Below are 22,366 nucleotides of genomic sequence, written 5' to 3' on the forward strand. Positions count from 1 at the left end.
GCTGACAAGTGCTAATTTCAAATAAAATTCTGAGTGCTGTTTTTTTCAGCGAAAAGCCGCTAAAGCGCCAGTTTTTCCAGCAGCGGGAAGCCATAACGCTGTAAAACGGGCGATAATTGTACAGCTTCGCTATCCAGCGCTGTGCAAAAGGCGGCATTCTGCTGCGCTGAATGCACCTCAGGCGCTTCATGCTCCAGCAGCCAGGCTGTGCGTCGGGCTATTGCTGCACCGGAATCGATCAGACGCGTACCTTCCGGTAAGACCTGCTGCAGCTCTTCGCGCAGTAAAGGAAAGTGCGTACAGCCTAAAACAACCGTATCTGGTGGCTCAGCCATCCGCAGCCACGGCTGAACGATACGTCGCACTTCTTCCCGTGCAACCTGCGCACCGTGGAGCTTAGCTTCTGCCAGCTCCACCAGCTCCGCCGAACCCAGCATCTCGATGTGACAGGAACCGGCAAACTGCGCCACCAGCTCATGGGTATAAGGACGGCGCACCGTCGCCCGCGTTGCCAGCAATCCCACTACGCCATTTCGCGTCAGTCGCGCAGCCGGTTTAATCGCGGGCACCACACCTACCACAGGAAACGCAAAGCGTTCCCGCAGCGCGGGCAGTGAAACGGTGCTGGCCGTGTTACAGGCGATAATGACGAGTGAAAGTGGATAGCGCTGAGTAATCGCCTCAACGATGGCCACCACCCGCTCGACAATGAACGTTTCGCTTTTCTCTCCATAAGGGAAGCCAGCGTTGTCGAAGGCGTAAAGATAATGAAGATCTGGCAGGAGCTGCCGGACCTCATCATAGACAGAAAGCCCGCCGACGCCGGAATCAAAGACCAGCACCGTGGGGCGTAAATCAGAAGGTGTAGCTGCCGCTGAGGTAATACTCTCGTCCTGGAGTCTGATAGCCATACGCTGTCTCGTAATCTTTATCGAACAGGTTGGCAATTCTACCACGAACCGTGAGCTGTGAAGTGACAGGATATGAGACCGCAAGATCCCACAGGCTAACGCCGCCTGATTTCACGCGACGGCTCGGCGTGCTGTTAAAGTCAGTGTCATACCGGTCGCCCAGATAGTGATAAGTCACGGACCAGTCAAACGTGTACAGCGTCCAGTCAAGCTGATACTTCACCTGCTGCTTAGCCCGACGAAGGAGTGGCTGGTCAGTAGTGCCATCCCGCGCATCGAGATAATCGTACGAGAGCTGATGCGTCAGCGGACCGGTGTCGAATCCGGCAGTGGCTTCAATACCCTTAATGCGCGCCCGCTTAGTGTTGTAGTAGCGGAAGGTTTGCGGATCGCTATCGATCAGGTTATCAATGTCGTTGCGATAGCCAGACACGCGCCAGTTCACCGGCCCGCTCAGCCCTTCTAAACCGCCTTCCCACTGCTTACTTTTTTCCGGATCGAGATCGCGATTGCCATAAAGCGGGCTGTAAACCTGCGACAGGTTGGGTGCTTTAAACGCGGTGCCATAAGACGCAAAGAGGCGGTAGCCGGAGATAAACTCCCACGACGCTGCGGTCTGCCAGGTGTTATGCCAGCCGAACTGGTTGTTGTCGTCATTGCGAACCGCCCCTTCCAGCGTAATACTGCCCACCTGCTGCTGGCCAGTCAGGTAGAGACCGGTGTTGCGCTGTGCATAACCGCTGGACAGATAGTTAGTGCCCGGCTCGGTCGTCTCTTTCTGCCAGTCGACACCGGCGCTGATCGCCCCCTGCCCCACCTGTACGGTGTTACCCCACTGCAGGTTGTACTGGGTCACATCATCAAACGTGGATGCCGCGCCATAGCGGCCATTGCGTGGGTCGTAGTTGATGTCTTTGGTATGGCCATAACTGGCGATAAGCTGGGTTGAGTAAATGTCACGGTTAAAGCGTAACCCGGTGTCCCAGGTCTGGCTGTAGAGCTGCCGGGTATCCGCCAGCCCGACGATATTCGTAAAGCTCTCATCGTAACTGTAGGAACCATCGTAGGCGGTGCGGTTATCAAACCCATAGCCGCGCACAAAACCGCTCAGCTCATCGCTGAACTGATGCGTCAGGTTGCCATACAGCGTTTTGCTCATGAAGCCGTCGCGATCGTGCTGGGCCGGGCCATAGTCATTCGGATAGCCCGCCACTACATCATACCCTCGCGTATAGGTGTAGTTGCCTGCCAGCGTCAGCGTGGTCGCCTCGTCCAGCGCCTGCTGCGAAGAGCCATCGTAAGATTGATAACCCCGGGAGCCCGCGCCCGCCGTCAGCGTGCTGCCCGGCTGCGCGCGACCGGTGATGATATTGACGACGCCGCCAATGGCATCCGAACCGTAAACCGCTGAACGTGCGCCGCGGACATATTCGATGCGCTGAACCAGCGACAAGGGGATCTGACTAAGGTCAGACGAACCACTGATGCCCGCCTGATTAAGCCGGATGCCATCAATCAGGATCAGCACATGTCGGGATTCAGTGCCCCGGATAAACAGGGAACTCTGCTGACCCAGTCCGCCATTCTGCGCCACATCCACACCCGGCAGGCGGCGCATGACATCGGTCAGGCTTTTGGCCTGCCAGCGATCGATCTCATCACGCGTGACGACGGTTGCAGGCGCCAGCACGTCCGAAACAGGTTCTGCAAAGCGGTTGGCGGTGACGATTTGCGTTTCATCATTCGCCTGCGCATCACCGTTTTGCGCCCAGAGAGAAATCGCCGTGGCGCTCAGAGCGCACAGCGAAAGCGTTTTTTTTATCATTTATGAAAGCATCCATAAGACTCAGCAGGATGCCGCAGGCCGACAATCAATAGCACGCGATGATTGTACGAGTAGCGACGTTACACCGGCAGGTCTTCGGGCTGGGAACCATAAGTGATGATGACTTCCCATCCCGCAGGACAGTGTCTGCAATTGCACACATCACGACATTCCTTACCGCTGCGCGTCAGCTCCAGATTTACACTGGATTCCCTATTAACTCAGGCATGAGGCCGGCTTCAGCAGTCTACGGAGTGGGAACAGGGAAGTCCAGATAGCCCAATATCTTCTCGCTGCAGGACTGGACATCAGCAAGTGAATGCCTACAATCGCCCGCTGGTAAGTTATTAATCAGGACTGCTCATGACACCCGAACATCTCCCCATAGAAGAGTATGACGCCCAGCTGGCGGAAAAAGTCAGTCGTTTAGAGACGATGATGACGCCATTTGCGGCGCCCGACGTGGAGGTGTTCCGTTCACCGGTCAGCCACTATCGGATGCGCGCCGAATTTCGCCTGTGGCATGACGGCGATGACATCTATCACATCATCTTTGATCAGCAGACGCGCGAGCGGATCCGCGTTGATCAGTTCCCGGCGGCCAGCCAGCTAATCAATCAGCTGATGCCGAAGATGATCGCCGCGATCCGCGATAACCGCATCCTGCGTCATAAACTGTTTCAGATCGACTATCTTTCCACTCTGAGCAATCAGATTGTGATTTCGCTGCTTTATCACCGCAAGCTGGATGATGAGTGGCAGCAGGCCGCCGCGGCGCTGCGTGATCAGCTCCGCACCGAAGGGCTGGATGTGCAGCTGATTGGTCGCGCGACCAAAACCAAAATCTGTCTGGATCGCGATTACGTTGATGAGTGTCTGCCGGTGGCAGGCCGCGAGATCATTTATCGTCAGGTCGAAAACAGTTTTACCCAGCCCAATGCGGCGATGAATATTCAGATGCTGGAGTGGGCGCTGGACGTGACACGGGATTCACAGGGCGACCTGCTGGAACTCTACTGTGGCAATGGCAACTTTTCGCTGGCGCTGGCACGCAATTTCCGCCGCGTTCTGGCCACAGAGATCGCGAAGCCGTCTGTGGCTTCGGCTCAGTACAATATTGCGGTCAACCAGATCGATAATGTGCAGATCATTCGTATGGCGGCGGAAGAGTTTACACAGGCGATGAACGGCGTGCGCAGCTTCAATCGTCTGGAAGGCGTTGACCTGAGCAGCTACGACTGCGAAACGATTTTCGTTGACCCGCCGCGCAGCGGACTGGACGAAGAGACGGTGAAGATGGTGCAGGCGTACCCGCGCATCCTTTATATCTCCTGCAATCCCCAGACCCTGAGCGACAATCTGCAGACGCTGGCAGAAACACATGACGTGGCCCGGCTGGCGCTGTTCGATCAGTTCCCTTACACCCACCACATGGAATGCGGCGTGCTGCTGACGCGAAAAGCGTAAATAAAAACGGGAACCCTGCGGTTCCCGTTTTTGTTATCACGCTTAGTGACGCTTGCGTTTAAACCGCGCCGCAATCCAGAACACCAGCGCCACCATCAGCACGGTCGGCACGAAGTTCGACCCGATATCCGGATACTCTGCCCGTACCAGTGCGCTATAGACCAGAATGCCCAGCAGGAAAAAGGCGGCCGCCAAACCTGGCATACCGTCCGGCATATTGGTGTTGAGATAACGCTGATGCAGACACCACGCCGCCAGGCCCAGTGAAATCAGCGGAAAAATCGAAAAGGGAACAAAGGCGCTGAACAGCACCGAAAACGAGCCGTTAATCGCTAAGCCGGTAATAAAAGCCAGGGCCAGCGTACTTTTATCGCGAATACCTGGGTGGGTCATGGACGGATCCTTACTCATTGTTCTTCGGGTTTTTCCAGGGTAACCGCCAGCCGCTCCTGCTCACGGCGGTACCAGTAATAGGCGCCTTTGGCGATCATGCGCAGCTGTAGCACCAGCCGATCCTCAAGCTTACGTCGCTGCTCCGTATCAACGTCGAGTGCTTCTGCACCGGCGCTGAAAACTATCGTCACCATCGCTTCAGCCTGCGCTTCGGTAAAACTGCGCGGCATGCGATTTTCGACCTCAAGATAATCCGCCAGTTCAGCGATAAAGTGCTGAATTTCACGCGCCACTGCGGCACGAAATGCGGCAGAGGTGCCGGAACGTTCGCGCAGCAACAGACGGAAAGCGTTAGGGTTATTGCCAATAAACTCCATAAAAGTCGCTACTGACGTTTTGATGATACTGCCGCCTTTGGCGATACGCTGGCGCGCCTGGCGCATCAGCTGGCGCAGCATCAGCCCGCTTTCATCCACCATCGTCAGGCCAAGTTCATCGACATCTTTAAAATGACGATAAAATGAGGTGGGTGCAATGCCGGCTTCGCGGGCAACTTCCCGCAGACTCAGGCTGGCAAAACTGCGTTCGGCGCTGAGCTGACTGAAAGCTGCTTCAATCAGTGTACGTCGTGTACGTTCTTTTTGTTGCGCTCTGACGCCCATTCTCTCTGCCTTTAGCGGTGTTGAGGGGGCACTATATCAAAATTTTCAGCGTACAGAGTGGCAATCTTTGTCACTGCCTGTGAACCTCACTCTTTGCCAAACTGTGATGAAAATCGCTGATAGAATTCAGAAGTGCGCGACGGGATGTTAGAATCTCGTTGTAAAAATGTATAAATAATAGGACGTGTCGGTATGCAAAAGTCTTACGATTACGATGCCATTGTGATTGGCTCAGGGCCCGGCGGTGAAGGTGCGGCGATGGGGCTGGTAAAACAGGGAGCGCGCATCGCCGTGATCGAACGCTACCACAATATCGGTGGCGGTTGTACGCACTGGGGCACCATCCCCTCCAAAGCCCTTCGCCACGCCGTCAGCCGTATTATCGAATTTAACCAGAATCCGCTCTATAGCGATCACACCCGTCTGCTTCGCTCTTCCTTTGCTGACATCCTCAACCACACGGAAAACGTGATCAGTCAGCAGACAGCCATGCGTCAGGGCTTCTATGAGCGCAACCGCTGCGAGCTTTATCAGGGCGATGCGCATTTCGTGGATGCCAATACAATTGAGATTGAGCAGCCGGATGGCACCCGCGAAACGCTGACGGCAGAGAAGTTTGTCATCGCCTGTGGCTCGCGCCCTTATCATCCTGATGATGTCGACTTCACCCATCCGCGCGTTTACGACTCCGACTCGATTCTTAATCTGCACCATGAACCCGGCCACGTCATTATTTACGGCGCGGGGGTGATTGGCTGTGAATATGCCTCCATTTTCCGTGGCCTGAACGTCAAGGTTGACCTGATCAACACCCGCGATCGCCTGCTGGCGTTCCTGGATCAGGAGATGTCTGACTCGCTCTCGTATCACTTCTGGAACAGCGGTGTGGTCATTCGTCACAACGAAGAGTTCGAAAAGATCGAAGGCGTGGAAGATGGCGTGATTATGCACCTGAAGTCGGGCAAAAAAGTGAAGGCGGACTGCCTGCTGTACGCCAATGGCCGTACCGGCAACACCGACTCGCTGTCGCTGGAGAACGTGGGTCTGGAAGCCGATGGCCGTGGCCTGCTGAAAGTGAACAGCATGTATCAGACCGCGCAGCCGCACATTTACGCCGTGGGTGACGTAATTGGCTACCCGAGCCTGGCGTCTGCCGCCTACGACCAGGGACGCATTGCCGCGCAGGCGATCATCAAAGGGGAAGCGTCAGCGCACCTGATCGAAGATATCCCGACCGGGATTTATACCATTCCTGAGATCAGCTCTGTGGGGAAAACCGAGCAGCAGCTGACGGCGATGAAGGTGCCGTATGAAGTGGGCCGCGCGCAGTTTAAACATCTGGCGCGCGCGCAGATCGTGGGAATGAACGTCGGCAGCCTGAAGATTCTCTTCCACCGTGAAACCAAAGAGATTCTGGGGATCCACTGTTTTGGCGAACGTGCCGCTGAGATTATTCACATTGGTCAGGCGATCATGGAGCAAAAAAATGGTGGCAACACGATTGAGTATTTCGTGAATACCACCTTTAACTATCCGACTATGGCCGAAGCCTATCGCGTCGCCGCGTTAAACGGCTTAAACCGCCTGTTTTAAGGTCGCGTCGAAATAGTGTTCCATGTGGGTTTTGATCGCCTCTGCCAGCTGTTCATAACGGCTGCGCAGAGGGGAACCCGGACGGTAAACCAGCGCGATCGTCCGCTTGGGCACCGGCTTGTAGCAGGGAAGATAGCAGACGCCATCCCGGATGCGTTCCGGCGGAACGGCCAGCGCCGGTAACAGCGTGATGCCACTGCCCGCCGCCACCATGTTACGCAGTGTCTCAAGGCTGGTTGCGCGGAAATGGGTATCTTCATCTGCTCCTGCCTCAAAGCAGAAGCCCATCGCCTGATCGCGCAGGCAGTGGCCGTCTTCCAGCATCAGCAGTTTTTCACCGGCCAGATCGGACATCGGCACCCGGTCGCGATCACACCACGGGTGATCGGCATAGACGGCCAGCTTCATCGGCTCGTCAAACAGCGGCACTTCGATAAAGGCCTCGCTCTCTTTGACCAGCGCGACAATGGCACAGTCCAGCTTGCCGCTGTCGAGTTGCGCCAGCAGCTGCAGCGTCTGCGCTTCGTGCAGATACATCTCCAGTTTCGGGAACGTCTGGTGCAGCGTCGGGATAATCTGGGGCAGCAGGTAGGGCGCGGTCGTCGGGATCAGACCGATATGCAGCGGGCCGGACATCGCCTCGCCTTGCTGACTGGCCATCTCTTTCAGCACTTTCACTTCCCGTAGCACCGTGCGCGCCTGATCCACCAGCAGCAGACCCGCCTGAGTGAACAGCACCTTACGACTGGTGCGCTCCAGCAGCATCACGCCCAGCTCATCTTCCAGTTTACGGATCTGCCCGCTTAGCGTGGGCTGACTGACATGACAGGCATCCGCAGCACGACGAAAGTGACGGTGTTCAGCAAGCGAAACCAGATATTCAAGATCACGGATATTCATTATTACCCTCCAGACCACGATAGCCCGTGGCGATAGATAGAATAGCAATGAACGATTGGCCCTATCAAGAGTGGTTGGGAATAATGCGCGCATCAAATGGAACGTAGTTGATCAGGAGTCGTAAATGTTTGCAGGTCAGGAAGGTAAAGCTGTCCCATCAGTGACTTTTCACACACGCCAGGGCGACCGCTGGGTCGATGTCACCACCGACGCGCTGTTTAAAGATAAAACGGTTATCGTGTTCTCACTGCCGGGGGCGTTTACACCCACCTGCTCATCCACCCATCTGCCGCGTTACAACGAATTAGCGGGACAGTTTACCCGCCTGGGCGTGGACAGCATCCTCTGCGTTTCAGTGAATGACACCTTTGTGATGAACGCCTGGAAAGCGGAACAGCGCGCCGACAACATCACCTTTATTCCTGATGGCAACGGTGAGTTTACCCGCGGAATGGAGATGCTGGTGGAAAAAGCCGACCTCGGCTTTGGCCCCCGCTCATGGCGCTACTCCATGCTGGTGCGTAACGGTGTGGTAGAGAAAATGTTTGTGGAGCCGAATCAGCCTGGCGACCCGTTCGAAGTGTCTGATGCGGACACCATGCTGCGCTACCTGGATCCGGCCTGTAAAGCTCAGGAGTCCGTTGCTATTTTTACCAAACCTGGCTGCGCCTTCTGCATTCAGGCAAAACAGATGCTGGTCGATCAGGGAATTCAGTACGAAGAGATTGTGCTGGGCCAGGATGCGACAACGGTCAGTCTGCGTGCCGTAACCGGTCGCGCAACAGTGCCGCAAATCTTCATCGGTGGTCGTCACATTGGCGGGAGTGAGGATCTGCAGCAATACTTGCTGTCAGCGTAAAAAATCTGAGGGTCAGCCGGGAGAGCTGGCGCTCTGATGATGTGCCTATAAAAAAAGTAGTCGTTCTGAAGCTAGAGGTTGGCGGGCATCTGACATGCCCGCTTTTTTTATCTGCAGATTACGCCAGACGCTGTTTTGCGTCATCGATAGCACGCGCGACCTGCTGCGGAGAGACACCGCCCTGGGCGTTACGCTTATCCAGACAGGATTGCAGCGCCAGGATCGGATAGACATCCTCACCAATCACTGCGCTGTAGTGCTGCAGCGTCGCCAGCGGCAGTGCTTCCAGCGCCACACCCTCACCAATGGCGGCCACAACCACTTCGCCGACAATATGGTGCGCTTCACGGAACGGCACGCCTTTGGCAACCAGATAGTCCGCCAGCTCGGTAGAGTTTGCGTAACCCTGTTCGGCGGCTTCCTGGCAGCGCGGACGTTTAACCTGCAGGCCATCCAGCACCAGTACCGACATGTGCAGACAGTCGAGCCAGGTATCGAGCGCGTCGAACAGGCCCTCTTTGTCTTCCTGCATATCCTTGTTGTACGCCAGCGGCAGGCCTTTCAGCGTCATCATCATCCCGGTCAGAGCGCCCTGCACACGGCCGCACTTGCCGCGAATCAGCTCCAGCGCATCCGGATTTTTCTTCTGCGGCATCAGTGAGGAGCCGGAGGTCACTTTGTCTGACAGCTCAATAAAGCCCGCTTCGCCGGTATTGAAGAAAATCATATCTTCGGCAAAGCGCGACAGATGCACCATGCCGATCGCGGCATCGGAGAGCAGCTCCAGCACGTGGTCCCGGTCTGAAACGGTGTCCAGACTGTTGCGCGTGGCAGAAGCAAAGCCCAGCCAGCCTGCCAGCTGCTGACGGTCGATCTCGTAAGCGGTACCGGCCAGTGCGCCACAGCCCAGCGGGCTGACATCCAGCCGCTTCAGCGTATCCTGCAGACGGCTCTCATCGCGCGCCAGCATTTCAACATAGGCGAGACACCAGTGCGCAAAGGTCACCGGCTGAGCACGCTGCAGGTGGGTGTAGCCCGGCATTACGGCATCCTGATTGGCTTCCGCCGTCACCACCAGCGCCTGCTGCAGATCGCGTGTCGCACCCAGCAGCGCCTCAATCTGCATCTTGCACCAGAGCTTCAGATCGGTGGCAACCTGATCGTTACGGCTACGGCCGGTGTGCAGTTTTTTGCCCAGTGCGCCGACCTTGTCGATCAGCTGCCCTTCCACCCAGCTGTGAATATCTTCGGCATCGCTCTGCAGGATCTGCTCAGGATTTTCACGCACATCCTGCAGTAACGTATTCAGGGCTGCTTCCAGCTGCTGCTGCTCATCCTGAGTCAGGACATTCACCGTCACCAGCGCTTTGGACCAGGCAACAGAGCCAATGATGTCCTGCTCTGCCAGGCGGTAATCGAAGCGCAGCGAGTCGTTGAACTGTTTGAAACGTTGATCCGCTGCCTGAGTAAACCGTCCACCCCAAAGTGCCATGTGAAAACTCCTCTGAATCGTTAAACAAGAGGCGGCATAAATGCCGCCCCTGAAGTGAAACTGTGAGGCGGGGCGTATCCCGCCCGATAATTACTTCTTCTGCTCGTTCAGGGCACGGATGCGCGACGAGAGTGAGAACAGACGGATGAAGCCGCCTGCATGACGGTGATCGTAAACTTCGTCTTCGCCGAAGGTCGCGAACTCTTCTGAATAGAGGCTGTTTGCAGAACGCTTCTGCGTCGCGGTTGCATGGCCTTTGAACAGCTGCAGCACCACTTCACCGTTTACCTCTTCCGCCAGCGATTCGGCAGCCGCCTGAATCGACTTACGCAGCGGGGCGAACCAGCGGCCGTCATAGACGACGTAGGACATTTCGTGACCCAGCTGCTCACGCCATTTGAAGCTGTCGCGATCCAGAACCAGCTGCTCTACCGCACGCAGGGCGTTGATCATGATGGTGCCGCCAGGCGTTTCATAGCAGCCGCGCGATTTAATGCCGACCAGACGGTTTTCCACGATATCGATACGGCCCACGCCATGCTTCGCGCCGAGCGCATTGAGTTTTTCCAGGCACTGGAACGGACTCATTTTTTCGCCGTTGACAGCCACAACCCGGCCTTTCTCTACGGTCACGGTCACCTCTTCAGGCTGATCGGGTGCCTCCAGCGGATCGACCGTCCAGACCCAGCAATCTTTGTTCGGTGCATTCGCCGGGCTTTCCAGCACGCCGCCTTCGGTGGAGATATGCCACGCGTTTTCGTCACGGCTGTAGATTTTTTCCAGCGATGCAGTCGTCGGGATGTTGCGCTCTTTCAGGTAGTCCAGCAGGGCTTCACGTGAACGCAGGTTCCACTCACGCCACGGTGCCACCACTTTCAGCTGCGGAGCCAGCGCGGTGTAGGTGGTTTCAAAACGCACCTGGTCATTCCCTTTACCGGTTGCGCCGTGGCACAGTGCATCGGCACCCACTTTCAGCGCCAGCTCAACCTGCGCTTTCGCGATAATAGGACGCGCCATTGAGGTACCCAGCAGGTAGGTGCCTTCGTACAGGGCACCGGTCTGCAGCACTGGATAGACATAGTCGCTGATGAACTCTTCACGCAGGTCAACGACGTGGCACTCCGAGGCGCCGGACTGCAGGGCTTTCTTCTCTACACCTTCCAGATCGCTGCGCTCCTGACCGATATCCGCGACAAAAGCGACCACTTCACAGCCACCGTAGTTCTCTTTCAGCCATGGAATGATGGCTGACGTATCCAGACCGCCGGAGTAAGCCAGAACGATTTTTTTGATGTTTTGCGTTTGCATTTCGTAATCCTTGAATCAGAGTCGTTAAGCGAGAATCCGGGTGCCAATCGACACGCCGTTAAACAGGTCAGGCAGCCGCTCGGCGTGACGCCAGCTGGCAATATCCACCGGGCGGCCCAGGGTACGTGCCGCATCCAGCGCAGCGTGCACCTTCACAATCATGCCATCGGTGATAATGCCCTGGGTAATCAGCTGTTCAGCTTTATCGGCCGTCATCTCTTCAATGCGCTGGCCTTTACCGTCGAGAATACCACTGACGTCAGACAACAGTACCAAATCTGCGCCCAGCGTCGAGGCGAGTGCGGTCGCGGCCTGGTCGGCATTGACGTTCATCAGTTCACCACTGTCTGTAATACCGATTGAGCTGACTACGGGCAGATAACCGGCCGCCAGCAGGGTGTTCAGCAGGGCCGGATCGCCCGGCATCGCGTGGCCGACATGACCAAGCTCTTCGTCAAACGGCGTGACATTGACGATACCCGAATCACCCAGGCAGAGGCCAACCGCGTTGATGCCTGATTTTTTGGCCCAGGCCAGCAGCGTTTTGTTGGCGGTTCCTGCCAGCGCACCGGTAATAATGTCGATCTGGTCGGCAGGCGTCACGCGCAGGCCGTTTTTCTTCATCACCGGCAGCGCCAGCTTTTTCATCAGTTCGTCCACCAGGCAACCGCCGCCGTGGACGATGATCAGCGGACGCTGGTGCGCGCTGCGCCAGGTCAGCAGCGCGTCAAACAGGCGAGCCAGCGCTTCTTCGCTGTCTAACAGCACACCGCCCAGCTTGATAATCAATGGATTGGTCATGGTTTAGTTATCCGTTAAATCAGTGACTGCGTTTCAGGGAAGCCGAACCGGATGTTCAGGCACTGTACCGCCTGCGATGCCGCGCCTTTCAGCAGATTGTCTTCGGCGGCCACCACAATCAGATGCTCGCCCTGCATCTCAAAACCGATATCGCAGAAGGGCTGGCCCACCACGGCTTTCAGCGCCGGTACGCCCTGCTCATAGAGCCGCACCAGCGGTTTATCATCATAGGCGCGATGGAAAACAGCGGCGACATCGTCACGGCTGACGCCCGCTTTCAGACGGCAGGTAATGGTCGCCAGAATACCGCGCGGGAAGCTCCCCAGATGCGGCGTGAAGATCACAGGTGTGCCGAGGTGTGCAACAATTTCCGGATGATGACGATGATTGAACAGACCGTAAGGCTGCAGGCTGACCTCGCAGAAGCTGGTGCCGACATTGGCTTTACGTCCGGCGCCGCTCACGCCGCTGGTGGCGTTGATAACCGGCCACTGCGCATCGTTTAACAGCCCGGCTTCCACCAGCGGCTTCAGCGCCAGCTGAGCGGCGGTCGGGTAGCAGCCAGGCACGGCCACCAGCTGCGCCTGCTGAATCTTCGCGTGCTGATATTCCGCCAGACCGTAAACGGCCTTATCCAGCCACTCGCTATGCTGATGGGTGAAGCCATAGAAGCGGGTGTAGAAATCAGCGTCGTTGACGCGGAACGCGCCCGACAGGTCAAAGACCACACAACCAGCCTTGAGAAATTCCGGGGCCAGATCGTGGCTGACTTCATGGGCGGTCGCCAGGAATACCACATCCACTTTGTCAGCCCACTCCGCCGCGCTGCCGAGCGGCTGCAGTGGAAGATCCACCACGCCCTTCAGCTGCGGATGAAGGTCGGACAGGCGCTTACCGGCATCAGGGCTTTGCGCGGAAACCGCCAAAGCGGTTATGTTGATATGTGGATGACGATTCAGGAAGGTGGCAAGCTCAACACCAGCGTAACCACTGGCACCAACGATCAGCGTATTCAACATCAGGCTGTAACCCTTTTTACAGTCGCACGTTCCGGGTCGCGGCCTTGCCCCGTTACCCACCCTGTCATCTGCAGCGATTTAAGGTTCCCTTGCAGAGGACGTTAATGTATTTTTATTCACTATTACTGCATGAATATGGATACATCCTAACCCAAGGACCGCCAACAGTGAAGACAAAATTACCGCCTTTTATTGAACTGTACAGCCAGTTAATTGCCACACCGTCGATCAGCGCAACCGATGCCGCACTGGATCAGAGTAATGAAACTTTAATCAATTTGCTGGCAGGCTGGTTCCGCGACCTGAGCTTCAGCGTTGAAGTGCAGCCGGTGCCGGGAACGCGCAATAAATTTAACATGCTGGCGCGCACCGGTAGCGGCGCGGGCGGCCTGCTGCTGGCCGGTCATACTGACACTGTGCCCTTTGATGATGGCCGCTGGACACGCGATCCCTTTACCCTGACCGAACACGACAACAAGCTCTATGGTCTGGGCACCGCCGATATGAAAGGGTTTTTCGCCTTTATTCTCGATACGCTGCGCGATGTGGATGTCAGTACCCTCAGTAAGCCGCTCTACATCCTCGCCACGGCGGATGAAGAAACGACAATGGCCGGGGCCAAATATTTTTCTGAATCGACGCAGCTGCGCCCTGACTGCGCCATCATTGGCGAGCCGACCTCACTTAAGCCGGTTCGCGCGCACAAAGGCCATCTGTCGAACGTGATCCGTATCGAAGGCAAATCGGGCCACTCCAGCGACCCGGCCCGGGGCGTTAATGCCATCGAGCTGATGCATGAGTCGATCACCCACCTGATGCAGCTCCGCACAACGCTGCAGGAGCGCTATCACCATGATGGCTTTGCGATTCCCTACCCCACCATGAATTTCGGTCATATTCATGGCGGGGATGCGGCGAACCGTATCTGCGCCTGCTGTGAGCTGCACATGGATATTCGTCCGCTACCGGGTCTGTCGCTGGGCGATCTCGATGGACTGCTGAATGAGGCGCTGGCCCCGGTCAGCGCCCGCTGGCCAGGTCGCGTTACCGTGGCCGAGCTGCATCCACCGATTCCGGGGTATGAGTGTCCGGCAAATCATGAGCTGGTCAGTGTGGTCGAGAAACTGCTGGGTACCCCTACCGAAATCGTCAACTACTGCACCGAAGCGCCATTTATTCAGCAACTCTGTCCAACGCTGGTACTGGGGCCAGGTTCAATCAATCAGGCGCATCAGCCAGATGAGTTTATCGATACGGCATTTATTAAGCCGACACGGGCGCTTATCAGTCAGGTTGTACAGCATTTTTGTCGCTGATTGACATCAGATGGGGCATTTCACTGCAATAACAGCAAAATGCCCCTTCATTCTGCGGGATTTAACAATAAGTATAACTTATCCCGCTTCACGCCCGATAAATACTAATGATTCCCGTTATTTAGCCGCGACTTCGTCCCACTTTATCTCATTTGACGAATGCAACATTACGTGGCTAGATGAAAGACGATGTTATGCCCACCGGGTGATTATCCAGAACGTTTCAGAAAGCGGACAGGCGGCAACGGTGGTGGTTCCTCCTCAGCATACCGGGAGCACCACGTTGCTGATTTTCGGCTGCCTGAAAGGTCGGGTGTAGAAGTTTTTCAAGACGATAAGGGTGTCAGGGTCCAATGAACGAACAATATTCCGCAATGCGAAGTAATGTCAGTATGCTCGGCAAACTGCTCGGGGATACGATTAAGGATGCACTGGGCGAGAACATCCTCGACCAGGTGGAAACCATCCGTAAGCTCTCCAAGTCATCCCGCGCAGGCAATGACACTCATCGTAAAGAACTGCTCAATACGCTGCAGAACCTTTCCAACGAAGAGCTTCTGCCAGTGGCGCGCGCGTTCAGCCAGTTCCTTAATCTGACCAACGTGGCCGAGCAGTATCAGACTATCTCGCAGAGTGGCGAGGGTGAAAACCATCCTGAACTGCTGAAAAAGACCTTTGATACCCTGAAGCAGCAGAAAGATATTCGCGAAAGCGACATCCTGGCGGCGATTGAGTCGCTGTCACTGGAGCTGGTGCTGACTGCCCACCCGACCGAAATCACCCGCCGTACGCTGATCCATAAGCTGGTTGAGGTCAACAGCTGCCTGAAACAGCTCGACCATAGCGACGTCTCCGACTACGAACGTAATCAGATTATGCGCCGTCTGCGCCAGCTGGTTGCCCAGGCATGGCACACCGATGAGATCCGGAAATATCGTCCTACCCCGATCGACGAAGCGAAATGGGGCTTTGCCGTAGTGGAAAACAGTCTGTGGGAAGGCGTCCCCGCCTTCCTGCGTGAGCTGAACGAGCAGGTCGAAGAGGCCTTCGACATTAAGCTGCCGGTCGATTTCGTGCCGGTGCAGTTCACCTCATGGATGGGCGGTGACCGCGACGGTAACCCGAATGTTACGGCGTCAATTACCCGTCACGTCATGCAACTGAGCCGCTGGAAAGCCACTGACCTGTTCCTGCGCGACATCGGCGTCCTGATCTCTGAGCTGTCGATGTCAGAGTGCAGCGACGAGATCCGCGAGCTCAGCGGCGATCCGGAAGCACTGGAACCCTATCGTGTGATCCTGAAACGCCTGCGCAGCCAGCTGATGAGCACCCAGTCGTTCCTGGAGCATCGCCTGAAAGGGGAACGTCTGCCGCGTCCGGCCGATCTGCTGGTCTCCAACAACCAGCTGTGGGATCCGCTGTTCGCCATCTATCAGTCCCTGCAGAAGTGCGGCATGGGCATCATCGCCAACGGCCAGCTGCTTGATACGCTGCGCCGCGTGAAATGTTTCGGCGTGCCGCTGGTGCGTATCGATCTGCGCCAGGAGAGCACCCGTCACACCGAAGCGATTGCGGAAGCGACCCGCTATCTGGGCCTGGGCGACTACGAGAGCTGGTCCGAAGCGGACAAGCAGGCCTTCCTGATCCGCGAACTGAACTCCAAACGGCCACTGCTGCCCCGCAACTGGGAACCCAGCGATGAGACACGCGAAGTGCTGGAAACCTGTCGCGTTGCGGCCGAAGCGCCACAGGGCTCTATCGCCGCCTACGTGATTTCGATGGCGAAAACCCCGTCTGACGTGCTGGCCGTTCATCTGCTGCTGAAAGAAGCCGGTATCGGCTATGCGATGCCGGTGGCCCCGCTTTTCGAAACGCTGGATGACCTGAACAACGCGAACGATGTCATGAGCCAGCTGCTGAGCATCGACTGGTATCGCGGCTTTATTCAGGGCAAACAGATGGTGATGATTGGTTACTCTGACTCGGCGAAAGACGCCGGTGTCATGGCTGCCAGCTGGGCCCAGTATCAGGCGCAGGATGCCCTGATCAAAACCTGCGAGAAAGCCGGGATCTCCCTGACCCTGTTCCACGGACGCGGCGGCAGCATTGGCCGTGGCGGTGCACCTGCGCATGCGGCACTGCTGTCGCAACCGCCGGGCAGCCTGCGTGGCGGTCTGCGCGTGACCGAACAGGGCGAGATGATCCGCTTTAAATATGGTTTGCCTGAAGTGACCATCGCCAGCCTGTCGCTCTACACCGGTGCGATTCTGGAAGCGAACCTGATGCCGCCGCCCGAGCCAAAACGCGAATGGCGTGACATCATGAATCAGCTCTCGGCTGACTCCTGTGCGATGTATCGCGGTTACGTGCGTGAAAATGCTGACTTCGTACCCTATTTCCGTTCGGCTACGCCGGAACAGGAACTGGGCAAACTGCCGCTGGGCTCGCGTCCGGCCAAACGCCGGCCAACCGGTGGCGTGGAGTCGCTGCGTGCTATTCCATGGATCTTTGCCTGGACGCAGAACCGCCTGATGCTGCCCGCGTGGCTGGGTGCCGGTGCGGCCCTGCAGCAGGCGATGGCGGCAGGCCATCAGGATCAGCTGGAAGCGATGTGCCGCGACTGGCCTTTCTTCTCTACCCGTCTGGGAATGCTGGAGATGGTCTTCTCGAAAGCGGACCTGTGGCTGGCGGAATACTATGACCAGCGCCTGGTCGATAAATCACTCTGGCCGCTGGGCAAACAGCTGCGTGACCAGCTTGATGCGGATATTAAAGCGGTGCTGACCATCGCCAACGACTCACATCTGATGGCTGACCAGCCGTGGATTGCCGAGTCGATCGCGCTGCGTAACGTCTATACCGATCCGCTTAACGTCCTGCAGGCAGAACTGCTGCACCGTTCACGTGCCCAGGAAGCGCGGGGCGAAGAGCCGGATGCCCGCGTGGAGCAGGCACTGATGGTCACCATCGCCGGTGTAGCCGCCGGGATGCGTAACACCGGTTAACCCGGCGCTGACAGAGGTCGGCGACGTGTGATAAAAAAGTCGGGCCATGCCCGACTTTTTTATTGTCTGCGGGCAGGGCGATTACGCTGCGGCAGCGGCAGGCCGGACGCCCAGGGTGTGGCAGATGGCGTAACTCATTTCGGCCCGGTTCAGCGTGTAGAAGTGAAAATCTTTTACCCCTTCGCGCGACAGAATTTTCACCATATCCATGGCGATATTGGCCCCCACCATTTTGCGCGTTTCCGGATCATTATCCAGCCCGGCAAACATTGCATGCATCCAGCCCGGTACACGCACATTGGTCAGTGTGGCAAAGCGTTGCAGCTGCCGGAAATTGGAAACCGGCAGGATGCCTGGCACGATTTCCACATCAATGCCGGTCGCCACACAGCGATCGCGAAAACGTAAATAGCTTTCGACATCGAAGAAGAACTGGGTAATCGCCCGGCTGGCGCCCGCATCAATTTTACGCTTCAGGTTAATCAGGTCGGCCTGGGCGCTTTTTGCTTCAGGATGGACTTCCGGGTAAGCAGCAACGGAGATATCAAACTCTCCAACCTGTTTTAGCAGCGACACCAGATCGCTGCCATACATCTCCGGTTTGCCACTGCCGGGCGGCAGATCGCCGCGCAGCGCCACAATATGACGGATGCCGTTGTTCCAGTAATCCTGAGCGATGGCGCGCAGCGCTTCACGCGTGGCATCGACACAGGTCAGATGGGGCGCCGCCTCCAGACCGGTCCGATCTTTAATGCCTTTGATAATGCTGTGGGTGCGGTCGCGTTCCCCGGAGTTCGCGCCGTAGGTCACCGAAACGAATTTCGGCTTCAGGCTGCTCAGGCGATCGATGGAACTCCACAGCGTCTCTTCCATTTCGTGAGTACGCGGCGGAAAGAACTCGAAAGAGACATTAATTTGCCCGTTCAGCTCTGCCAGGCTCTGGTTTAGCGCTTCGCGCTGATTCGCATGAAAGAAACTCATCCCGCACCCTCATCGATTAATAAACGACCTTTGAACATCTACACGTTCAGACGTCCGGAAGTTCAAAATGACGTAATCGGTGTGAGCCGTCAACTTAAAAATAATCAACAGACGTGAGCAATTTTCAGCCAGCAAAGAGGTGGCCGCTGGCGGCAGAGGTAACGCATTGAAAACAGGCGCCGAAGCGCCTGAAGAGGAGTTACAGCAGTTGGGCGAGGCGATTAATATCTGACTGGATAGCGCCGGCGGTGACATCCCGGCCCGCGCCAGGCCCGCGGATCACCAGCGGGTTGTCCCGATACCAGCGGCTCTCAATCGCAAAAACGTTGTCGCACGGCAGCAGAGACGCCAGCGGATGCTCCGGACGAACCGCTTCGATACCCACACGCGCTTTGCCATTGGCATCAAAGCGGGCGACGTAACGCAGCACCAGATCCATCTCCTGCGCGGCTTCCAGCCGCTGCAGCATCTGTTCATTCAGCTCTTCGCCGTTTTCAAAGAAGTAGTCAACCGACCCCTGCTGGCAGTTGTCAGGGACCAGCGACTCTACCCGCACCTGATCCGGCTCAATGTTGTAGCCCGCCTCACGCGCCAGAATCACCAGTTTGCGCATCACATCCTGACCCGAAAGATCGGCGCGCGGATCGGGCTCGGTCAATCCCTGCTGCCACGCCTGGTCCACAAGCTCGGTAAAGGGGACGGTGCCATCAAATTGCAGGAACAGCCAGGAGAGCGTCCCGGAGAAGATCCCGCTAATCGCCAGTATGGTATCGCCGCTGTCCCGCAGATCACGCACGGTGTAGTTGATCGGCAGACCTGCTCCCACCGTCGCGTTATAGAGCCAGTGACGCCCGGTTTTAGTAAAGGCATCACGGATCTGTCGCCATGTCTGACTGTCGGCGGCACCCGCGACCTTGTTGGCGCTGATCACATGGAAGCCGTGGCTGGCGAAGTCGAGATATTGCTGCGCCAGCGGGGTGCTGGCGGTGACATCCAGCACGACCAGGTCATCAAACGGATGAGCGCGCATCCAGAGGAACAGCGACTCCTCATCGCGCTCCACCGCCTCATCATCAAAGAAGGCGAGCGCCCGGCTGGCATCCAGCCCCTCATAGCTCAGCAGGCTGCGACGGCTGTCCGCCACCCCCGCCAGCAAAAACTCAAAGCCGGTACGTGCTGACAGCGTCTCCTGCTCGCGGGCAAACAGCTCCAGCCAGCGCGAACCGATATTGCCTTTGCCAAACAGCATCAGGCCGATGCGCTTTTCAGCACGGAACAGCGACTGATGCAGTCCCTGAATCAGATGTTGGGTTGGCCCGACGCGCAGCACCGCCACCACGCTGATGTGCTCTTCTGACTGCCAGATAAACTCAACTGGCTGATCTTTTAACTGCTGCCAGAAACGATGGGTATGCAGCGGATTGCGGGTAACGCCTGCACCAACCAGCGCCACCAGCGCCAGGCCGTCACGCAGTTGCAGATGACCTGGTAATCCCGCGTCCTGCAGCAGTGTAAAGGCGCTGTTGACCACTTCGGCGGTATAGCAGAGCTGCAGAAGCTGGCGATCCGGATGCACACCAAATGCCAGCGGACGCAGCTGCGCGCGCTTCAGCAGCAGGTCGATCTCTTTATGCAGAATGGCAAAGTCATGCTGCTCCGGGAGCTGAATCTCGATCAGACAGACATCATCATGGCTGGTCACGATCCGCGCACCCGTCCCGGAGGCCAGTACGCGTTCGATGCGGGTTGAACCCTGCTCCGGCTGATAACTGCAGCGCAGCTGCAGGTCGATATCGCTGCCGGAGACCGGCTGCAGCGTGCGGGTGTGCAGCACCGGGGCGGCCAGACGCGCCAGCTCACTGGCTTCATCCAGCCTTAACAGCGGCAGCAGGCAGGCATCCGACACTTTACGAGGGTCGGCGCTGTAGACGCCTGCCACGTCGCTCCAGATAGTGACACGGCTAACCCCCGCCAGCGCACCAATCTGCGTGGCGGAATAGTCGGAACCGTTGCGGCCCAGCAGTACCGTTTCACCGGCGTCGTTGCGACTGATAAACCCGGTGACCACAATGCGCTTGTGCGGATGCTGCGCCAGCAATGTCTGCAGCAGTGGCCAGGATTTCCCCTCGTCCACCTGCGGCTGAGCAGCACGTTCAGCCCGCAGAAACTCGCGCGCATCCAGCCAGCAGGCCTGCAGATCGCGCTGGCTCAGCACCGCAGACATCAGTCGCGCTGACCAGATTTCACCATGCCCGACCACTTCGGCATACACCGCATCGGTGATCGGCGCATCCAGCAGGGCGGCCAGCTTTTCCAGATCGCGAACAAACGCGCCGATCAACGGTTCTGCAACCTCAGCAGGCAGAAGCGCACTAATCAGTTCGCTCTGGTAGCGCCGTAATGCCTGTTGCACCTGGTGCGCAGAGAGCCTGTCACTCTGACTCAGCTTCAGCCAGCTAATCAGCTGGTTGGTGGTCGAGCCTGCTGCGGAAACCACCATCAGGTCGCCCGGCTGGCTGTAGTCCGCCATTATGCTGGCAACGCGCTGATAGCAGCGTGCATCCGCCAGGCTGCTACCACCAAACTTATGCAACTGCCGGATATCTGGCGTTCCCGCGCCTGCAGAAATCATCATGCTTAACCCTCGGCTGCGATCCGGAAGGCATTCTCCAGATCGGCTATTAAATCTTCGTGATCTTCGATGCCGACAGAAACCCGTAGCAGCGTATCGGAAATTCCTGCTGCTGCGCGTGCTTCTGCTGACATGCCTGCGTGCGTCATGGTGGCGGTATGGGAGATCAGGCTCTCTACGCCACCCAGCGATTCAGCCAGTGTAAACAGCCTCAGCGCTTTCAGGAAGCGACGCAACAGCGCCTCATCACCCTCGACCTCAAAACTCAGCATGGCGCCAAAGCCACGCTGCTGACGAACGGCATATTCGTGACCCGCGTTTTCCGGTAACGAAGGATGATATAACTTTTTCACCAGCTTCTGCTGCTGCAGGTATGCCACAATCGCGAGAGCATTTCGTTGCGCCGCCGCAATGCGCGGCGCGAGAGTACGAATCCCGCGCAGCAGCAGATAACTGTCAAACGCCGCGCCGGTCACGCCGATATTGTTCGCCCACCAGGCCAGATCGGTCGCGTGCTGAGGATCGCGGGCGATCACCGCACCGGCGACCACATCAGAGTGACCATTCAGGTATTTGGTGCAGGAGTGAATGACCAGGTCAGCCCCCAGCGCCAGCGGGTTCTGCAGGGCCGGACTCATAAAGGTATTGTCCACGACGCTGATGGCACCCGCCGCGCGTGCCGCCGCGCAAATTCCGCTGATATCGACCACGCGCAGTAGCGGGTTACTGGGGCTTTCAATCAGCACCAGCGCGGGTTTTTCGTCCAGCGCCGCCTGCAGCGCCACCGGGTCGCCCTGATCGACAAACTTCACCCGATACGCGCCGCGTTTACTCAGGCTGTCAAACAGCCGATAGCTGCCGCCGTAGCAGTCATGTGGCGCAACCAGCAGATCGCCAGGCTTCAGGAACACGGTACTCACCAGATGAATCGCCGACATGCCGGTATTGGTTAATACCGCACCTGCCCCCCCTTCCAGTTCTGCCAGCGTACGCTGCACAACATCACGCGTCGGGTTACCACGACGAGAATAGTCATGCGCGCGCGGCTCGTTAAAATCCAGGAAGTTATAGGTCGTCGAAAGGTGGATGGGCGGGACAACGCAGCCATATTGCTCGTCATCATTCAAACCGCTGCGTACTGCGATGGTTGCCGGTTTACGCGTCATGAGCGAATTGTTCCTGAAGAGTAATGAAAATGTAGC

At 57.2% G+C, this 22,366-nt stretch carries 17 protein-coding genes and 1 riboswitch; of the genes, 5 read left to right on the forward strand and 12 right to left on the reverse strand.

Annotated elements, in window-relative coordinates; translation table 11 throughout:
- Positions 1–59: 59 nt before the first annotated feature.
- Positions 60–911, reverse strand: coding sequence for a glutamate racemase (gene murI / locus ACLHDD_RS14810; protein ID WP_427104691.1), 852 nt, complete (start codon positions 909–911; stop codon positions 60–62).
- Positions 856–2,736 carry a TonB-dependent vitamin B12 receptor BtuB gene (gene btuB, locus ACLHDD_RS14815; RefSeq protein WP_427104692.1) on the reverse strand — a complete coding sequence of 627 codons (1,881 nt, stop codon included), beginning with the start codon at positions 2,734–2,736 and terminating at the stop codon, positions 856–858. Before btuB ends, murI begins: the two co-directional genes overlap by 56 nt.
- A gap of 70 nt (positions 2,737–2,806) precedes the next feature.
- A riboswitch (cobalamin riboswitch) is annotated at positions 2,807–2,989 on the reverse strand.
- A gap of 110 nt (positions 2,990–3,099) precedes the next feature.
- Between btuB and trmA the strand changes: the two genes are divergently transcribed.
- Positions 3,100–4,203 (forward strand): tRNA (uridine(54)-C5)-methyltransferase TrmA, encoded by a 1,104-nt coding sequence (gene trmA, locus ACLHDD_RS14820; protein WP_427104693.1) that lies wholly within the window; start codon positions 3,100–3,102, stop codon positions 4,201–4,203.
- 42 nt (positions 4,204–4,245) lie between these two features.
- On the opposite strand, the gene ACLHDD_RS14825 is transcribed toward trmA, so the two are convergent.
- Complete coding sequence (locus ACLHDD_RS14825; protein ID WP_313655727.1) at positions 4,246–4,596, reverse strand: YijD family membrane protein; 351 nt, start codon at positions 4,594–4,596, stop codon at positions 4,246–4,248.
- A 14-nt stretch (positions 4,597–4,610) separates the two neighbouring features.
- Complete coding sequence (gene fabR / locus ACLHDD_RS14830) at positions 4,611–5,258, reverse strand: HTH-type transcriptional repressor FabR (protein ID WP_111140431.1); 648 nt, start codon at positions 5,256–5,258, stop codon at positions 4,611–4,613.
- A 192-nt stretch (positions 5,259–5,450) separates the two neighbouring features.
- Here fabR and sthA point away from each other — a divergent pair, with 192 nt between their 5' ends.
- Positions 5,451–6,851 (forward strand): Si-specific NAD(P)(+) transhydrogenase, encoded by a 1,401-nt coding sequence (gene sthA / locus ACLHDD_RS14835; RefSeq protein WP_013359450.1) that lies wholly within the window; start codon positions 5,451–5,453, stop codon positions 6,849–6,851.
- Here sthA and oxyR read toward each other — a convergent pair.
- Complete coding sequence (gene oxyR, locus ACLHDD_RS14840) at positions 6,834–7,751, reverse strand: DNA-binding transcriptional regulator OxyR (protein ID WP_128086089.1); 918 nt, start codon at positions 7,749–7,751, stop codon at positions 6,834–6,836. The two genes, sthA and oxyR, sit on opposite strands and share 18 nt — an antisense overlap.
- Before the next feature lie 124 nt (positions 7,752–7,875).
- Here oxyR and ACLHDD_RS14845 point away from each other — a divergent pair, with 124 nt between their 5' ends.
- Entirely contained in the window at positions 7,876–8,610 is a 735-nt protein-coding gene (locus ACLHDD_RS14845; protein WP_427104694.1) for a glutathione peroxidase, read from the forward strand.
- A gap of 118 nt (positions 8,611–8,728) precedes the next feature.
- On the opposite strand, the gene argH is transcribed toward ACLHDD_RS14845, so the two are convergent.
- From argH to argC, 4 genes are all read right to left on the reverse strand, one after another.
- Entirely contained in the window at positions 8,729–10,102 is a 1,374-nt protein-coding gene (gene argH, locus ACLHDD_RS14850) for an argininosuccinate lyase (protein WP_427104695.1), read from the reverse strand.
- 90 nt (positions 10,103–10,192) lie between these two features.
- Positions 10,193–11,410, reverse strand: coding sequence for an argininosuccinate synthase (locus ACLHDD_RS14855; RefSeq protein WP_427104696.1), 1,218 nt, complete (start codon positions 11,408–11,410; stop codon positions 10,193–10,195).
- A 24-nt stretch (positions 11,411–11,434) separates the two neighbouring features.
- Entirely contained in the window at positions 11,435–12,211 is a 777-nt protein-coding gene (gene argB / locus ACLHDD_RS14860; RefSeq protein ID WP_427104697.1) for an acetylglutamate kinase, read from the reverse strand.
- Positions 12,212–12,225: 14 nt separating this feature from the next.
- Positions 12,226–13,230 carry an N-acetyl-gamma-glutamyl-phosphate reductase gene (gene argC / locus ACLHDD_RS14865; protein ID WP_427104698.1) on the reverse strand — a complete coding sequence of 335 codons (1,005 nt, stop codon included), beginning with the start codon at positions 13,228–13,230 and terminating at the stop codon, positions 12,226–12,228.
- Positions 13,231–13,397: 167 nt separating this feature from the next.
- Between argC and argE the strand changes: the two genes are divergently transcribed.
- Both argE and ppc read left to right on the forward strand, forming a co-directional pair.
- Positions 13,398–14,546 carry an acetylornithine deacetylase gene (gene argE / locus ACLHDD_RS14870; protein WP_427104699.1) on the forward strand — a complete coding sequence of 383 codons (1,149 nt, stop codon included), beginning with the start codon at positions 13,398–13,400 and terminating at the stop codon, positions 14,544–14,546.
- A gap of 353 nt (positions 14,547–14,899) precedes the next feature.
- Entirely contained in the window at positions 14,900–17,551 is a 2,652-nt protein-coding gene (gene ppc / locus ACLHDD_RS14875) for a phosphoenolpyruvate carboxylase (protein ID WP_427104700.1), read from the forward strand.
- Positions 17,552–17,632: 81 nt separating this feature from the next.
- Here ppc and metF read toward each other — a convergent pair whose 3' ends face one another.
- From metF to metB, 3 genes are all read right to left on the reverse strand, one after another.
- Complete coding sequence (gene metF / locus ACLHDD_RS14880) at positions 17,633–18,532, reverse strand: methylenetetrahydrofolate reductase (RefSeq protein WP_427104701.1); 900 nt, start codon at positions 18,530–18,532, stop codon at positions 17,633–17,635.
- A 199-nt stretch (positions 18,533–18,731) separates the two neighbouring features.
- The gene (locus ACLHDD_RS14885) at positions 18,732–21,167 is read right to left on the reverse strand and encodes a bifunctional aspartate kinase/homoserine dehydrogenase II (RefSeq protein WP_427104702.1); all 2,436 of its coding nucleotides are present in this window, start codon (positions 21,165–21,167) and stop codon (positions 18,732–18,734) included.
- Between the two features lie 2 nt (positions 21,168–21,169).
- Positions 21,170–22,330 carry a cystathionine gamma-synthase gene (metB, locus tag ACLHDD_RS14890; RefSeq protein WP_427104703.1) on the reverse strand — a complete coding sequence of 387 codons (1,161 nt, stop codon included), beginning with the start codon at positions 22,328–22,330 and terminating at the stop codon, positions 21,170–21,172.
- Between the last annotated feature and the right edge of the window lie 36 nt (positions 22,331–22,366).

The organism is Pantoea sp. NSTU24 (assembly GCF_050157905.1).
GTDB lineage: Bacteria > Pseudomonadota > Gammaproteobacteria > Enterobacterales > Enterobacteriaceae > Pantoea.

Excerpts from the sequence above, each read along its gene's own strand:
- murI (WP_427104691.1), bottom strand. The coding sequence starts at position 911 with ATGGCTATCAGACTCCAGGACGAGAGTATTACCTCAGCGGCAGCTACA.
- btuB (WP_427104692.1), bottom strand. The coding sequence starts at position 2,736 with ATGATAAAAAAAACGCTTTCGCTGTGCGCTCTGAGCGCCACGGCGATT.
- trmA (WP_427104693.1), top strand. The coding sequence starts at position 3,100 with ATGACACCCGAACATCTCCCCATAGAAGAGTATGACGCCCAGCTGGCG.
- ACLHDD_RS14825 (WP_313655727.1), bottom strand. The coding sequence starts at position 4,596 with ATGACCCACCCAGGTATTCGCGATAAAAGTACGCTGGCCCTGGCTTTT.
- fabR (WP_111140431.1), bottom strand. The coding sequence starts at position 5,258 with ATGGGCGTCAGAGCGCAACAAAAAGAACGTACACGACGTACACTGATT.
- sthA (WP_013359450.1), top strand. The coding sequence starts at position 5,451 with ATGCAAAAGTCTTACGATTACGATGCCATTGTGATTGGCTCAGGGCCC.
- oxyR (WP_128086089.1), bottom strand. The coding sequence starts at position 7,751 with ATGAATATCCGTGATCTTGAATATCTGGTTTCGCTTGCTGAACACCGT.
- ACLHDD_RS14845 (WP_427104694.1), top strand. The coding sequence starts at position 7,876 with ATGTTTGCAGGTCAGGAAGGTAAAGCTGTCCCATCAGTGACTTTTCAC.
- argH (WP_427104695.1), bottom strand. The coding sequence starts at position 10,102 with ATGGCACTTTGGGGTGGACGGTTTACTCAGGCAGCGGATCAACGTTTC.
- ACLHDD_RS14855 (WP_427104696.1), bottom strand. The coding sequence starts at position 11,410 with ATGCAAACGCAAAACATCAAAAAAATCGTTCTGGCTTACTCCGGCGGT.
- argB (WP_427104697.1), bottom strand. The coding sequence starts at position 12,211 with ATGACCAATCCATTGATTATCAAGCTGGGCGGTGTGCTGTTAGACAGC.
- argC (WP_427104698.1), bottom strand. The coding sequence starts at position 13,230 with ATGTTGAATACGCTGATCGTTGGTGCCAGTGGTTACGCTGGTGTTGAG.
- ppc (WP_427104700.1), top strand. The coding sequence starts at position 14,900 with ATGAACGAACAATATTCCGCAATGCGAAGTAATGTCAGTATGCTCGGC.
- metF (WP_427104701.1), bottom strand. The coding sequence starts at position 18,532 with ATGAGTTTCTTTCATGCGAATCAGCGCGAAGCGCTAAACCAGAGCCTG.
- ACLHDD_RS14885 (WP_427104702.1), bottom strand. The coding sequence starts at position 21,167 with ATGATGATTTCTGCAGGCGCGGGAACGCCAGATATCCGGCAGTTGCAT.
- metB (WP_427104703.1), bottom strand. The coding sequence starts at position 22,330 with ATGACGCGTAAACCGGCAACCATCGCAGTACGCAGCGGTTTGAATGAT.